Source organism: Nocardia asteroides, assembly GCF_021183625.1.
Lineage (GTDB): Bacteria > Actinomycetota > Actinomycetes > Mycobacteriales > Mycobacteriaceae > Nocardia > Nocardia asteroides_A.
This window is the reverse complement of sequence record NZ_CP089214.1, coordinates 820,664-835,280: the sequence shown is the minus strand read 5'-3', so window position 1 is coordinate 835,280 and position 14,617 is coordinate 820,664. Positions and strand designations below refer to the sequence as shown.

The 14,617-nt window shown below is 72.0% G+C and carries 15 protein-coding genes; 9 read left to right on the top strand and 6 right to left on the bottom strand.

Going from position 1 to position 14,617, the window contains the following annotated elements:
- Positions 1–77 precede the first annotated feature (77 nt).
- Genes LTT61_RS04160 through fabG form a run of 5 tightly spaced genes read right to left on the bottom strand, consistent with a single transcriptional unit; the run spans position 78 to position 5,261 of the window.
- The gene (locus tag LTT61_RS04160; RefSeq protein WP_233018599.1) at positions 78–1,268 is read right to left on the bottom strand and encodes an acyl-CoA dehydrogenase family protein; all 1,191 of its coding nucleotides are present in this window, start codon (positions 1,266–1,268) and stop codon (positions 78–80) included.
- Positions 1,265–2,437, bottom strand: coding sequence for a CoA transferase (locus LTT61_RS04155; protein WP_233018598.1), 1,173 nt, complete (start codon positions 2,435–2,437; stop codon positions 1,265–1,267). Before LTT61_RS04155 ends, LTT61_RS04160 begins: the two co-directional genes overlap by 4 nt.
- 31 nt (positions 2,438–2,468) lie before the next feature.
- Entirely contained in the window at positions 2,469–3,656 is a 1,188-nt protein-coding gene (locus LTT61_RS04150; protein ID WP_233018597.1) for an acetyl-CoA C-acetyltransferase, read from the bottom strand.
- Entirely contained in the window at positions 3,649–4,536 is an 888-nt protein-coding gene (locus LTT61_RS04145) for a hypothetical protein (RefSeq protein ID WP_233018596.1), read from the bottom strand. The genes LTT61_RS04150 and LTT61_RS04145 overlap by 8 nt, the downstream gene beginning before the upstream one ends.
- Positions 4,533–5,261, bottom strand: a complete 729-nt coding sequence (gene fabG / locus LTT61_RS04140) for a 3-oxoacyl-ACP reductase FabG (protein ID WP_233018595.1) — start codon at positions 5,259–5,261, stop codon at positions 4,533–4,535. The genes LTT61_RS04145 and fabG overlap by 4 nt, the downstream gene beginning before the upstream one ends.
- Positions 5,262–5,525: 264 nt before the next feature.
- Here fabG and LTT61_RS04135 point away from each other — a divergent pair, with 264 nt between their 5' ends.
- The 5 genes from LTT61_RS04135 (at position 5,526) to LTT61_RS04115 (ending at position 10,933) form a co-directional block, all read left to right on the top strand.
- A complete protein-coding gene (locus LTT61_RS04135; protein ID WP_233018594.1) occupies positions 5,526–6,335 on the top strand; it encodes an NAD(P)-dependent oxidoreductase in 810 nt (269 codons plus the stop codon).
- A gap of 23 nt (positions 6,336–6,358) precedes the next feature.
- Positions 6,359–7,828 (top strand): aldehyde dehydrogenase family protein, encoded by a 1,470-nt coding sequence (locus LTT61_RS04130; RefSeq protein WP_233018593.1) that lies wholly within the window; start codon positions 6,359–6,361, stop codon positions 7,826–7,828.
- Positions 7,829–7,866: 38 nt separating this feature from the next.
- A complete protein-coding gene (locus tag LTT61_RS04125) occupies positions 7,867–9,513 on the top strand; it encodes an acyl-CoA synthetase (RefSeq protein ID WP_233021322.1) in 1,647 nt (548 codons plus the stop codon).
- Between the two features lie 80 nt (positions 9,514–9,593).
- On the top strand, positions 9,594–10,445 hold the full coding sequence (locus LTT61_RS04120; protein WP_233018592.1) for an SDR family oxidoreductase: 852 nt from the start codon (positions 9,594–9,596) through the stop codon (positions 10,443–10,445).
- Between the two features lie 53 nt (positions 10,446–10,498).
- On the top strand, positions 10,499–10,933 hold the full coding sequence (locus tag LTT61_RS04115) for an NUDIX domain-containing protein (RefSeq protein ID WP_233018591.1): 435 nt from the start codon (positions 10,499–10,501) through the stop codon (positions 10,931–10,933).
- On the opposite strand, the gene LTT61_RS04110 is transcribed toward LTT61_RS04115, so the two are convergent.
- Entirely contained in the window at positions 10,918–12,084 is a 1,167-nt protein-coding gene (locus LTT61_RS04110) for an acyl-CoA dehydrogenase family protein (protein WP_233018590.1), read from the bottom strand. The two genes, LTT61_RS04115 and LTT61_RS04110, sit on opposite strands and share 16 nt — an antisense overlap.
- Positions 12,085–12,218: 134 nt before the next feature.
- On the opposite strand from LTT61_RS04110, the gene LTT61_RS04105 reads away from it, so the two are divergent.
- From LTT61_RS04105 to LTT61_RS04090, 4 genes are all read left to right on the top strand, one after another.
- Positions 12,219–12,548 carry an ArsR/SmtB family transcription factor gene (locus tag LTT61_RS04105; RefSeq protein ID WP_233018589.1) on the top strand — a complete coding sequence of 110 codons (330 nt, stop codon included), beginning with the start codon at positions 12,219–12,221 and terminating at the stop codon, positions 12,546–12,548.
- Positions 12,548–13,261 carry a cation transporter gene (locus tag LTT61_RS04100; RefSeq protein WP_420094733.1) on the top strand — a complete coding sequence of 238 codons (714 nt, stop codon included), beginning with the start codon at positions 12,548–12,550 and terminating at the stop codon, positions 13,259–13,261. The genes LTT61_RS04105 and LTT61_RS04100 overlap by 1 nt, the downstream gene beginning before the upstream one ends.
- A gap of 36 nt (positions 13,262–13,297) precedes the next feature.
- Positions 13,298–13,636, top strand: coding sequence for a DUF3703 domain-containing protein (locus LTT61_RS04095; RefSeq protein ID WP_233018588.1), 339 nt, complete (start codon positions 13,298–13,300; stop codon positions 13,634–13,636).
- A gap of 365 nt (positions 13,637–14,001) precedes the next feature.
- Complete coding sequence (locus LTT61_RS04090) at positions 14,002–14,397, top strand: hypothetical protein (RefSeq protein ID WP_233018587.1); 396 nt, start codon at positions 14,002–14,004, stop codon at positions 14,395–14,397.
- Positions 14,398–14,617 lie beyond the last annotated feature (220 nt).

Sequence of the window (14,617 nt, the reverse complement as noted above, 5' to 3'; positions counted from 1 at the left end):
GACCGCGGCGCCGCCGCAGCCGAGTTCCGGCCGGCGATCGTGTGCCGCCGGGAGCCTGCTGCCCGGCGGCCCGCGGTTCAGAGCCGGTAGTCGGCGAGGACACCGCGGGCGATGATCCGCTTCTGGATCTCGCTGGTCCCCTCGCCGATGAGCAGGAACGGCGCCTCGCGCATGAGCCGCTCGATCTCGTACTCGGTGGAGTAGCCGTAGCCGCCGTGGATGCGGAACCCGGCCTGGGTCACCTCGTTGCAGAACTCGCTGGCCAGGTACTTCGCCATCCCGGCGGCGACGTCGCTGCGCTCCCCGGAGTCCTTGAGCCGGGCCGCGTTCACCATCATCAGGTGCGCGGCCTCGACCTTGGTCGCCATCTCGGCGAGCGCGAACTCGATCGCCTGGTGCTGCACGATCGGCTTGCCGAAGGCCGAGCGCTGCTGGGCGTAGCGGGCACCGAGCTCGAAGGCGCGGATGGCGATGCCGCACGCCCTGGCGGCCACATTGACCCGGCCCACTTCGATGCCGTCCATCATCTGCTTGAACCCGCTGCCCGGTGCTTCGCCGAGCACGGTGTCGGCGGGGGTGCGGTAGGCGTCGAGCAGCAGCTCGGTGGTGTCGATGCCCTTGTACCCCATCTTGGGGATGCGCCCGGGAACGGTGAGCCCGGGCGCGATCTCGCCGAGCCCGGCGGGCTTCTCGATGAGGAACGCGGTGAGGTTGTCGTGCGGGCGCTCGGCGCCCTCGTCGGTGCGGACGAGCACCGCGACCAGGGTCGCGGTCGAGCCGTTGGTGAGCCACATCTTGCGGCCGTCGATGGTGTAGCCGCCGTCGGCGCCGCGCACGGCCCTGGTGCGGATAGCCGCGACATCCGAGCCCAGCTCGGGCTCGGACATGGAGAACGCCCCGCGCACCTCCCCGGTCGCCATCCGCGGCAGGAACCGGGCCTTCTGCTCCGCCGTGCCGTGTTGCCGCAGCAGGTAGGCGACGATGAAGTGGGTGTTGATCACGCCGGAGACGCTCATCCAGCCCCGCGCCAGCTCCTCCACGCACAGGGCGTAGGTGAGCAGCGATTCGCCGAGCCCGCCGTACTCCTCGTCGATCATCAGCCCGAACAGCCCCATCTCGGCCATCCGGTCCACGATGGCCCGCGGGTAGGTGTCGGTGTGCTCCAGGTGCTGCGCGACCGGAATGATCTCCCTGTCCACGAAGCTGCGGACGGTGGCGAGGATATCGGTCTGGACGTCGGTCAGGCCGTGGGTCTGCGCGAGTTTCACGAGGGGTTCCGTTCCTGCAGCAGGGCTTCGGTGTCGGCGCCGAGCGTGGGCGCCGGCCGGGCGGGGGAGTGCGCGCCGTCCACCGTCATCGGCGAGCCGGGGGCGGGCAGATCGCCGATTCCCGGCTGGTGCACGGTGGTGAAGAGCGGGTTACCGGTGACGCGGGGGCTGTCGACCAGTTCCAGGAAGGTGCGGTAGCGGTCCCACAGCAGGGAGGTTCCGGTCAGCGCCGCCTCGATCTCGGGGCCGGTGCGCTCGCGGAACCAGGGGGTGAAGAGCCCGGTCAGTACGTCCCGGTGCCGGTAGCGGTCACCTTCGTCGGCGAAGTCGGCGTCGAGCGCTCCCGCCAGTGCCCGCACCGCCGCGCCGGTACCGGTGAGCGCGACGAGATCGGTGAAGTGCCGCGGGGTGAGCGCGACGATCATGAAGGTGGCGTCGTCGGCGGCGGTGAAGGGTGCGCCGTACTGGCCGAAGAGCGCGTTCCCGATGCGCGGGCGCTCAGTTCGGTTCACCGCCGCTTCGCCGAGGAAGCCGAGGTGCCCGGCGATCGCCAGTGCCACGTTCTCCAGCGGGAGCACGATCCGGCTGCCCGCGCCGGTGGCGTCGCGGTGGCGCACCGCGGCGGTGATCGCCAGCGCCGCGTACAGCCCGCAGGCGACATCCCAGGCGGGCAGGACGTGGTTGACCGGGCCCTCGTGCTCCGCCGGGCCGGTGACGAAGGGGAAGCCGGTCGCGGCGTTGACGGTGTAGTCGACGGCGGTGCCGCCGTCGGCCCGGCCGGTGATCTCCAGGTGGACGAGATCGTCCCGCAGTGCGCGGAGAGCGTCGTAGCCGTGCCAGGGCCGGGCGGCATTGGTGAGCACGATGCCGCTGCCGTCGGTGATCAGCCCGAGTACCGCCGCCCGGCCCTCCGGCGAGCGCAGGTCGACGGTGACCGAGCGCTTGCCCTTGTTCAGCCCGGTCCAGTACAGGCTCTCGCCCGCGGCGGTGAGCGGCAGGCGCCGGTAATCGGGGCCGCCGCCGAGCGGGTCCACCCGGATCACCTCGGCGCCGAGTTGAGCCAGGGTCAGCCCGGCCAGCGGCGCGGCCACGAAGCTGGATATCTCGACGATTCGGAGCCCCGCCAGCGGGGCCGCGGCGGTGGCGCCGTGCGCCGGATCCGCGTTCACGGCACTGTCGAGCGGTCGGAATTTCCCCACATCAGTTCACCCTCTCGAAGACGGCGGCCAGCCCCTGCCCGCCGCCGATGCACATGGTCTCCAGCCCGTACCGCAGCTCGCGGCGGTGCAGTTCACGGGCCAGGGTGGCCAGCATCCTGGTGCCGGTGGCGCCGACCGGGTGGCCGAGCGAGATGCCGGAGCCGTGCACGTTGACCCGATCGAGGTCGGTGTCGCCGAACCTCCATTCGCGCAGCACCGCCAGCGCCTGGGCGGCGAAGGCCTCGTTCAGCTCGATCAGGTCGATATCGGCGAGGGTGAGCCCGAGCCGCCCGAGCGCGGCGTCGGTCGCGGGCACCGGCCCGATCCCCATCACGCTCGGCCGCACCCCGGCCACCGCCCAGGCGGCGAGCCGGACCAGCGGGGTCAGCCCGAGCCGGTCGGCCGTGGCGCGGGTGGTGACGAGGCAGACGGCGGCGGCGTCGTTCTGGCCGCTCGAATTGCCCGCCGTCACCGTGGAATCCGGGTCGATCCGCAACCGGACCGGCTTCAGCTTCGCCAGCGCCTCCAGGGTGGTGTCCGCGCGGGGATGCTCGTCGGTGGCGACCGTCCCGACCGGGACGATCTGCTCGGCGGCCGCGCCGGATTCGATGGCGGCCACCGCATTGCGATGCGAGCGCAGCGCGAGCGCGTCCTGCTCCGCGCGTGGGATGGCGTACTCGCGGCGCAGGTTCTCGGCGGTCTCCAGCATGCCGCCCGGCACTGGATAGCCCCTGCCGCCCGCGGTCTCCCGCGCCCGGACCAGCCCGTCGTGCATGGTGACGCCGCTGCGCGCGGCGCCCCACCGGATGTCGGTGGAGTAGAACGGGACATTGCTCATGCTCTCCGCGCCGCCGGCGACGACGACCTCGTTGGCGCCGCTGCCCACCTGCAGCACCGCCTGGATCACCGACTGCAGCCCGGAGCCGCAGCGCCGGTCCAGCTGCATCCCGCCCACCGTGACCGGGAGCCCGGCATCGAGGGCGACCACCCGGCCGAGTGCGGGCGCCTCGCTGCTGGGATTGCAGTTGCCGAGGACGACGTCCTCGATCAGCTCGGGGGCGATGCCGGTGCGGTCGAGCAGGCCGCGCAGCGCGACCACGCCGAGCTCGGCGGCGGTGTGCGCGGCGAGCGCGCCGCCGTAGCGGCCGACGGGGGTGCGGACGGGTTCGCAGATGACGACTTCACGCATGGGGGTCGGGCTCCGGGGGTGCGAAGGCGGCGGTGAGCACCGCGTGGATGGTGGAATCGGCGCCGATGGCGACTCTTTCGGCTTCCGGAGCGGCGGTCGCCGTCGTCGATCCGGCGTCGCCGCGGGGGCCGAGCCGGATGGCGGCGCCGCAGAAGATCGGGGCGAGATTGCGGTGCCGCAGCAGCACCGGCGGCCGGGGATCATCGATCCGCAGCGTCTCGGCCAGCGCCAGGGTGGTGAGCGGGCCGTGCACGACCAGCCCTGGGTACCCCTCGACGCCGGTGACGTAGGGCAGGTCGTAGTGGATGCGGTGCGCGTTCGCGGTGGCGGCGCTGAACCGCATGAGCACGACCGGATCGGTGCGCAGCTCCCAGCTCCCGGTACCGAGCCGGGCCAGCGCCGCCCCGACCGGCTCGACGGCGGGCGGCGCCGGGGGCGCGGCGACGGGGCCTGCCGCCTCGCGGTAGAGGAGATCCTGCCGCTCCACCACGGTGCCGTCGGCGCCGCGCAGCGTGATCTCGACGACCACCGCCACGAGCCGCCCGCTGCGCCCCCGCTTCGGCGTCACCGAGAGCACCCGCGCCTCGCGGCGGACAGCCGCGCCGACGGTGAGCACCCCGCGCAACCGCACCTCGCCGCCGGCGAACATCCGCCGCGGCAGCTCCACCGGCGGCAGGAAGGTACCGCGGCGCGGGTGCCCGTCGGGCCCGGTCTCGGCCGCCGCGGACCAGCGCGGCAGCGCCGCCCAGTGCCACAGCGGGGGCAGCGGATCGCCCGCCGCGACGGCCCGCGCGCCGGAGCCGAGCAGCGCGGTGAGCGCCGCCACCGGCCCCGGGTCCAGGTACTCCTCGGTGACGACGGTGTGCGGTTCCCAGCTCACATGAACCGCCCGCCGGTCACTTCCAGCGCGGTCCCGGTCATGTACGACGAGAGTTCCGAGGCGAGGAACAGCGCGACCCCGGCCACCTCGGCCGGCTCGCCCGCCCGGCCGAGCGGGATCTCGGCCATCTTCTGGTCCCAGACCTTCGCCGGCATGGCCGTGGTCATCGGCGTGCGGATGAGCCCGGGCTGGATCGCGTTCACCCGGACCCCGAACCGGGCCACCTCCTTGGCGGCCGCCTTGGTCAGCCCGACGATGCCCGCCTTGGCGGCGGAGTAGTTGGTCTGCCCGGCCAGCCCGACCTTGCCCGAGAGCGAGGAGAGGTTGACGATGCTGCCGCTGCCGCGCTCGCGCATGATCGCCGCCGCGAGCCGGGTGCCGTGCCAGGTTCCCTTGAGGTGCACGTTGATGACCTGGTCGAACTGCTCCTCGGTCATGGTGCGCATGGTGGCGTCGCGGGTGATCCCCGCGTTGTTGACCATGACGTCGAGCGCGCCGAACTCGGTGACGGCGACGTCCAGCAGCGCGGCCACATCGTCGGCGGAGGTGACGTCGCAGCGCACGGCGCGGGCGGCGTCCGCGCCGAGCCGCTCGGCGGCGTCACCGGGCTCCAGGTCGCCGACGACGACGGCGGCCCCGTTGCGCACGAACGTCTCGGCGATGGCGAAGCCGATGCCCTGGGCGCCGCCGGTGACGACGGCGACCCGGCCTGCGAGAAGCGACATGGAAGTCCTTTCGGTACTGGGTGCGGCTCTGGATCGACGGCGATGCTCGCCGGGATCGGCCATCCACAGTGGCAGGAACGGGGTGATCATGTGGGCAGGTGGCGAGTCCCGTCGCGGGCGAGCCACGTGCCGTTCTATATATAGTAAGCACAACGGTAAATGCTCTGGAACTGGCCCGCTCCGTGTGACGCGGTGTTACGGTCTGTCTTACCGGATGATTTTCGGCCCGCCGGGTCGCGCGGGCACGGCTCGAGGAGTGCGCGGATGTCGCTGAACGTCGGATTCGTCGGTGCCGGCCGGATGGGCGGGGTCATGGTGCGCCGGTTGCTCGACGCCGGGCACCGGGTGCGGGTCTTCGCGCGCCGCGACGAGGTCCGCGAGCGGCTGCGCGGGTGGGGCGCGGAGCTCGCGGCGACGCCGGCCGAGGTCGCGGCCGGCGCCGACACCGTGATCACCTGCCTGTTCTCCGACGACCAGCTGATCGAGGTGCTCGGCGGGGCGGACGGCGTGCTCGCCGCCGCGGGCCCCGGCGTTCCGGTGGTCTCGCACAGCACCGGCACCGTCGCGACGGTGACCGGGCTCGCCGCCGCGCACCCCGGCGCGGGCGTGCTGCTCGACGGCCCGGTCAGCGGCACCGCCGACGACATCGCCGCCGGGCGGCTGACGGTGCTGCTCGGCGGGCCGGAGGAGACGGTCGCCCGCGCGCTCCCGGTGCTCACCGCCTACGGCGACCCGGTGATCACCACCGGTGCGCTCGGCACCGCGCTCAGCGTGAAGCTGGTGAACAACGCGCTCTTCGCCGCGAACGCCCAGCTCGTGGCCGCGGCGGTGGCGGTGGGGGAGCAGCTCGGCACCTCCGGCGAACAGCTACTTGCCGCGCTGGCCCGGTGCAGCGGCGACAGCTACGCCGCCAAGGCGGTCCGCACCACCGGCGGGCTGCCCGCCTTCGCCACCATTGCCGCACCGTTCCTGCGCAAGGACGTGGCCGCGTGCCTCTCGGCCGCCGGTGACCTCGGGGTCGACCTCGGCCGGCTCGCCGAGGTGATCCGCACCGGCCCGCTCGAACTCGCCTGACCCCCGCCGCGAAAGGCCCGACGATGACCCTTCCGCAGACCGAAGCGCGCCGCACCGATCCGAGCGAGCTGCTGGCGACCCAGCGGGCGGCGTTCCTGCGCGACGGGCCGCCGTCGGCGGCGGCCCGGCGCGAGCGGATCGACCGGCTGACCGCCCTGGTGCTCGACAACGCCGACGCCTACGTCGATGCCCTGGTCGCCGACTACGGCACCCGCTCGCCGACCGGCATCCGCTTCACCGAGCTCGTCGGCATGCTGTCGGTGCTCGAGCACACCCGCTCGCACGTGCGGTCCTGGATGCGCCCGCGCAACCCGAGCCCGGCCGCGCGGCTCATGGGGATCCGCGCCGAGGTGCAGCCGACCCCGCTCGGCGTCGTCGGGATCGTCGGGCCGTGGAACTTCCCGCTCAACCTGGTCGTGCTGCCCGCCGCGGCGGCGTTCGCGGCGGGCAATCGGGTCATGATCAAGATGTCGGAGGTCACCGCGCACACCGCGGAGCTCACCGCCCGGCTGGCCGGGGAGTACTTCGACCCGGCCGAGCTGGCCGTCGTCACCGGCGGGCCCGACATCGCGGCGGCCTTCACCGAGCTCCCCTTCGACCACCTGTTCTTCACCGGCTCGCCGCGGGTCGGGCAGCTCGTGGCGCTGGCCGCGGCACGCAACCTGGTTCCGGTCACCCTGGAACTCGGCGGCAAGAACCCGGTCGTGGTCGGCCGCGCCGCCGATATCGGCCGGGCGGCACGGCGGATCGCGCGGGCCAGGATGGTCAACGGCGGGCAGGTCTGCGTCTGCCCCGACTACGTCTTCGTGCCGGAGGAGCACTTCGCCGAGTTCACCGGCGCGCTCCGCACCGAGCTGCGCACGCTCTACCCGGCGATCCAGGACGACCCGGACTACACCGCCAGCGTGGACAGCGCCAACTACGACCGGGTGCTCGGCCTGATCGAGGACGCCCGCGCGCACGGCGCCGAGGTCGAATCGCTCGCCCCGCCGCACGAGCCCGCTGCCGACCCGGTCACCCGCAAGATCGCGCCGACCCTGATCACCGGTGGCACCGGCGACATGCGGGTGGCGCGGGAGGAGGTGTTCGGGCCGGTGCTCGCGCTGCGGCCCTACGGCACGCTCACCGAGGTGACCGACCACGTCGGCGCCGGGCACGCGCCGCTGGTCGCCTACTGGTTCGGCCCCGACGACGCCGACTTCCGCACCTTCGTCCGGAACACCCGCAGCGGCGGGGTCGCGCGCAACGACTTCGCCGTGCACATGTTCCCCAGCGACGCCCCGTTCGGCGGCGTCGGCCACAGCGGCATGGGCGCCTACCACGGGAAGGCGGGCTTCGACACCTTCAGCCAGCACCGCACCGTCGTCGGCTCCGCGCTGCCGTTCCCGGTGACCGCGCTGGCGGCGCCGCCGTTCACCCCGTTCCTGCGCAACGGTGTCGGCCTGGCGCTGCGCGCGGCCGCCTTCCGCACCCGCCGCCGGCTCGCCCGGTGAGCGCCCCCGACCTCGAGGAGGCCGCAGTGTCCCGTTCCGTGACGACCGAGTTCACCCTCGTGCACACCGCCGACGTGGTGGCCGCGCAGATCCCCGACCGCGAACTGGTGATACACGGCGACCGCCGCTACACCTACGCGCAGATCGCCGAGCGCTCCCGGCGGCTCGCCGCCTTCCTGCACGCGCAGGGGCTCGGCTGCCACCGCGAGCGCGGCGAGCTCGCCGGGCACGAGGTCGGTCAGGACCTGGTCGGCATCTACGCCTACAACGGCCCGGAGTTCGTCGAGGGGATCGTCGGCGCGCTGCGCGCGCGGGTGGCGCCGTTCAACGTCAACTTCCGCTATGTGCGCGACGAGCTGCGGCATCTGCTCGCCGACTCCGGCGCCACCGCCCTGATCTACCACGCCGCCTTCGCGCCCCGGCTGGCCGAGGTGCTGCCCGAGCTGCCACAGCTGCGGGTGCTGATCCAGATCGCCGACGGCTCCGGCAACGCCCCGCTCGACGGCGCGATCGACTACGAGACCGCCCTGGCCTCGGCCGACCCGGCGGCGCTCCCGGTCGAGCCGACCCCCGACGACCTGTACGTGCTCTACACCGGCGGCACCACCGGCATGCCGAAGGGCGTGCTCTGGCGCCAGCACGACCTGTTCGTCGCCGCCTGCGGCGGGCGGGACATGAATACCGGCGCGGTGGTCGAGTCCTACGAGGTCATCGCCGAGCGGGTCGCGGCGAACCCCGGCCTGAAGCTGATGATCCTGCCGCCGCTCATCCACGGCGCCGCGCAGTGGGCCGCCCTGACCGCGCTGAGCACCGGGCAGACCGTGGTCTTCGCGGCGACCGTCGAGCACATCGACGCCGAGGAGGTGGTGCGCACCATCGAGCGCGAGCGGGTCGCGGTGGTCACCCTGGTCGGCGACGCCATGGCGAGGCCGCTGCTCGCGGCGATCGAATCCGGCGTCGCCGACGTCTCCTCGCTCGTGGCGATCGGCAACGGTGGCGCGGTGCTGAGCCCGGTGCTTAAGGAGCGGCTGATCGCCGCCAAACCCGGCCTCGTGATCATCGATGGCGTCGGCTCGTCCGAGGGCGGGGCGCAGATGTCGCAGGTCTCCGCCGCCGGCGCGCCGTCGACCGGCACCTTCAGCGCCGGCCCGCACACCCGGGTTGTCGCTGCTGACCTGGGGTCGGTGCTCGAGCCCGGGCACGACGGGATCGGCTGGCTGGCCCAGCGCGGCTTCGCCCCGCTCGGTTACAAGGGCGACGCCGCCAAGACCGCCGCGACCTTCCCGGTCATCGACGGCACCCGCTTCTCGCTGCCCGGCGATCGGGCCAGGCACCGCGCCGGCGGCGGGATCGAACTGCTCGGCCGCGACTCGATGACGATCAACACCGGCGGCGAGAAGGTGTTCGCCGAGGAGGTGGAGATCGCGCTCGGCTCGCACCCCGCGGTCGCCGATGTGATCGTGGTGGGGCGGCCGAGCGGGCGGTGGGGGCAGGAGGTGGTCGCCGTCGTCGCGCTCGCCGGGGATGGCTCCGCCACCGCCGCCGAGTTGATCGCGCACGCCGGGCAGAGCCTGGCCCGGTACAAGCTGCCCAAGGCGGTGGTCTTCCGGCCGGCGCTGACCCGGAGCCCGGCGGGCAAGCCGGACTACCGCTGGGCGCGGGAGCAGGCGGTCGCGGAAGGGTGAGCCTTTCGTTCGGCCGTCGCGCGGTGTAGCGTCCGGTTTCGAGGCAGAATGTCTCGAAACCAACGACGGAAGGTGTCGCGATGGTCCAGGGGCATGGGGGCACGGTCTCGATCGTCACCGGCGGCGCGGGCGGCATGGGGCTGGCCACGGCCGCGATCCTCGGCCGCGAGCACACCGTCGTCCTCGCCGACAATCGCGCGGACCGGCTCGACGCCGCCACCCGTACCCTGCTGGAATCCGGCATCACCGCGGTGCCGGTCGTCTGCGATGTCACCGACCGGGAAGCGGTCGACCGCCTGTTCGGCACCGCGACCGGACTGGGAACCCTGACGTCGGTGGTGCACACCGCGGGCGTCAGCCCGAGCATGGGCGATGCCGGATACCTGCTGCGGGTCAACGCGCTCGGCACGCTCACCGTCGGTGAGACCTTCTACCGCGTCGCGGGCGAGGGCGCCGCGATCGTCAATGTCGCCTCCATGGCCTCGCACATGCTGCCGCCCGAAGCCGTTCCGACGCAGCACTTCCCGGCGGCGCTGCGCGACCCGGCCGCCTTCCTCGACAGCCTCTCGGCGGCCTGTGCCGCTGTGCCCGACGAGGCCCGCTCCGGGTACGCCTACGCCATCGGCAAGAGCTTCGTCCGGTGGTACAGCGCGGCCCGGGCCGAGCGCTTCAACGGCCGCGGCCTGCGCATCGTCTCGGTGTCGCCCGGATCGATCGACACCGAGATGGGGCGGCTGGAGGAGCAGGCCGGTGCCGGTGCGATGGTCGCCGACTTCGCGGTGCCGCGCTGGGGGCGTGCCGAGGAGATGGCCGAGCTCCTCGCCTTCTGCGTGAGCGCGAAGGCCGGCTACCTCACGGGCACCGACATCCTCTCCGATGGCGGAGTGATCGCCTCCATGCGCGAACGGGCCAGGGTCGCGGCCGGCGAGTAGTCGCCTGCCGCCGCGGCGAGATGGTCTCGGGCATCGAGTGCGAGGATGACGCCGTGCCAACTCCCACCGAGGTACTTGTTGCCGATGCGCGGCGCGACGGCGTCCAGCAGCTCGTTGTCGGCGCTGTCATCGACGACAACGGCCGTGTCCTGCTGCTCCGCCGCCCCGGCGACGACTTCATGGGCGGCATCTGGGAACTCCCCAGCGGCAAGGTCGAGCCGGGGGAGACGCTCGAACAGGCCGTTGTTCGCGAGGTCGAGGAGGAAACCGGGCTCCAGGTCGCTGGAGTTGGCCGCTACGTCGACAGCTTCGACTACCGATCCGGCAGCGGGAAGCTCAGCCGCCAGTTCAATTTCGCCGTCGAGTGCGACGCCATCGAACCGGTCCGGCTCACCGAACACGCCGCGCACTCCTGGGCCGCACTCGGCGCCGCCGCGCCGGTCACCGACGCCGTCGCGCAGACCCTCGCGAGCTATCGGGCGCGCTGAGCGGCGCGCACCAGCCCGCCGCCGATGATGAGCCGCTGGATTTCGCTGGTGCCCTCGTAGAGCCGCAGCAGGCGGACGTCGCGGTAGATGCGCTCCACGGCGACGTCGCGCATGTAGCCGGTCCCGCCGTGCACCTGGACCGCGAGATCGGCCACCTTTCCGGCCATCTCGGTGCAGTACAGCTTGGCGACCGAGGGCGCGATCCGGCGATCCTCCTCGCTCACCCAGAGCCGGGCGGCGTCGCGGACCAGCGCGCGCCCGGCCATCACCCCGGTCTGCATATCCGCGAGCATCGCCTGGACCAGCTGGAACTCGCCGATCGCCGTGCCACCCTGGGTGACGCCCGCGGCGTAGGCGACCGACTCGTCCAAGGCCCGCTGGGCAGCGCCGACGGCGAGCGCGGCGATGTGCACCCGCCCGCGCGCCAGTGAGCTCATGGCCGCCCGGTACCCGACGTCTTCGCTGCCGCCGACCAGCGCGTCCCCGCCGACCCGGACGCCGGTGAACCGGACCTCGGCGGTCCACGCCCCCTCCTGGCCCATCTTGCGATCCTTCGGCCCGACCTCGACGCCCGGCGTGCGCGCGGGCACCAGGAAGACCGCGATCCGCTCGGGCCCGGTGCGGGCGAACACCACGAACAGGTCGGCGACCGGGGCGTTGGTGATGAACCGCTTCTGCCCGTCGATGACCCAGTCGTCGCCGTCGCGGGCGGCGGCGGTGCGCAGCGCGGCGGGGTTGGAGCCGGCGCCCTCCTCGGTCAGCGCGAACGAGGCGACGACGTGTCCGGCCGCGATCTCGGCCAGCCAGCGCTGCTTCTGCCGATCGGTGCCGTAGCCGACGAGGACCTGCCCGGCGATCCCGTTGTTGGTGCCGAACAGTGAGCGCAGGGCGAGCGTGGTGTAGCCGAACTCGAGGGCGAGCTCGACGTCCTGCGCCAGGTTCAGCCCGAGCCCGCCCCACTCGGGTGGCAGTGCGTAGCCGAACAGCCCCATCGCCTTCGCCCGCTCGACGATGTCGTCCGGGACGCGGTCGTCCGCGGCGATATCGCGCTCCCTCGGCAGCACGACCTCCCGGACGAACTTGCGCGTCTGGGCGAGGATCTCACGGAACTCCTCCTCGGTGACCGCGTCGTCTCCGGGCGCACTCGTCATCGCTGCTTCCTCCTGGTTGTGTATGCACTTACTGTAAGCCTAGCGGTAAGTTTGATGACCAGTGCCCGACCGGGCCGGAAATCACCAATCAATCCATTATTCCCTGAATACAGAAACTGATGTACCGTTCGGTCATGGAGACCGCGCTGCACATCGACGCTCTCGCCCGCTTCGGCCATGCGCTCTCGGACGCGACCCGGACCCGGGTGCTGCTGAGCCTGCGCGAGGGCCCGGGGTATCCGGCGGAGCTGGCCGAGCAGATCGGGGTCTCGCGCCAGATTCTGTCCAACCATCTCGCGTGCCTGCGCGGGTGCGGGCTGGTGGTCGCGGTGCCGGAGGGCAGGCGTTCGCGCTACGAGCTGGCGGATCCGAAGATCGGGCGCGCCCTGGCGGATCTGCTCGGGCTGGTGCTGGCGGTGGATCCGGCGTGCTGCCCGGCCTCCGGGCGAGAGGGGTGCTGCTGATGAGCGCGCCGCTGGGCATGGCGGGGTTGCCCGGCACCGTGACCCCGGGCCCGTCGTCGGCGCGCAAGGCGCTGCTGTCTCGGCGGATTCGCTGGTTCGTGGCGGCCACGATCACCTACAACGTGATCGAGGCGATCATCGCGCTGAGCGAGGGTGCCCGGGTGTCATCGACCGCGCTGATCGGGTTCGGTTTGGACTCGGTGATCGAAGTGTCCTCGGCGGCGGCGGTGGCCTGGCAGTTCGCCGGGCGCGATCCCGAGGCGCGGGAGAAGGTCGCGCTGCGGGTGATCGCGTTCTCCTTCTTCGCCCTTGCCCTCTACGTCACCGTCGACGCGATCAGGGCCCTGACCGGCGCAGCCGAAGCCGAACACTCCACCGTCGGGATCGCGCTGGCGGCGGTGAGTCTGGTGATCATGCCGGTGCTCTCGCAGCTGCAGCGCCGCGCCGGGCGCGAGCTGGGGTCGGCCTCGGCGGTGGCCGACTCCAAGCAGACCCTGCTGTGCACCTACCTCTCGGCGGTGCTGCTGGTCGGACTGGTGCTCAACAGTGCCCTGGGCTGGTCGTGGGCCGATCCGATCGCCGCGCTGGTCATCGCCGCGGTCGCGGTCAAGGAGGGCCGCGAAGCCTGGCGCGGGGACGCCTGCTGCGCGACCCCGCTGCCGCGTGCAGGCGAGGCCGCGGCGGGCGGGCACGACTGTGACTGCTGCGACTGAACCCCGTTCCGTCCCATCGACCTGAAAGAGGTTGCGATGCCGCACATTTCTGCCGCGGCCAGGGCCCGCTACGACGAGGAGATGGCCGCGGCCCGCACCGGCGCCACTGCGGTGCGATGGGCGCATCTGGAACGCGCGCACATCTTGTCCCAGCCCGATGCCTGGCTGCACACCCGCAACCACGCAGCCATGCTCACCCTCGCGCTACGCGGCCGGGACCGGCGCGAAGCCCTCGGCCAGGTCGTGCGGATCATCGTCGCGGCGCCCGGTTCGCTGACCGGGCGCTACCCCGAGGGCAACACCGGCCGCGCTCGCGTCGGACTGCTGACACCGATGCCGGTCCCCGATGATCTGGCCGCGGCGCTCGCTGCCTGAGCACCGCGGCGATCCCGGAAAGCACAGACAGGTCCTGGGGTACGGCGCGGCGCTCTTGACAGAGTTCTATTTCGAATTGCGCTAATGTTTGAATGGACAAATCGAGACGAATGCGACCGGTCAGTATTCGGAATATCTCTGCGGACGCAACGAGTTTCATGTAGAAATTTCCCATTTTCGCCCGGAAGATCAAGAGGCGACATAACCGCACGTAGATGGGGTTATGATCACTGGTGCCACAGGGTCACGGTTCGGTGCGGGGGTCTATCAACCTTTTCCTACGGTTCGCGAATTCGCGGTCCGTCGGTATTTCGCCGTTCAATTTTCGTGTGGCTCGAGATTTTCGGATAGAAAAGAGAAAACAGATGGCTCCGCTTCCCGCATCCCCGCTCTGGCAGAACATTCAGCCGTTCGTCGGCTACGCCCGCGGCCAGTCGCTCTCGGTCGGTGACAGCTACGCGTTCGTCTGGGCCAACGGCCCCACCGTTCACGTGGTCGTGCACCTCGAGGCCACCAACCAGGCCAACAAGCAGCTCAGGACCTTCTACAAGCTCGACGGGAAAGCGCCCGTGGCGTCCGGGGTGGCGTTCACCACGGATGGGAAGGGCAGCGCGACCACCCATTTCGCCGTCGGCAACCTGGTCGCCGGCCAGCACGACATCGTGGTCGAGATCAACGACGACACGAACGCCGGGACCCTGTACATCAGCAGCGGCGCGAACAACCAGAACGCCGCCCCGGGCATCTCGTTCACCATCTGAGCGCCGCCCGCTGCCGGTGAGATGAGACCCGGAGCCTCCGCGCCGACCTCAGGCGATGTCCACCGCTGTGGTCACCCGGCCCCTCGACGCAGTGCGTCGAGGGGCTGCCGGTGCGTTCGACTGCGCAGATGGTTTCGTGGTCGAATGCCGGCGCGGTTCCTGGGTGGTTCGGCGGGAGTTCGGTGGTGGTCGACGTACCTGAGTCCCGTGTCGCATCGGC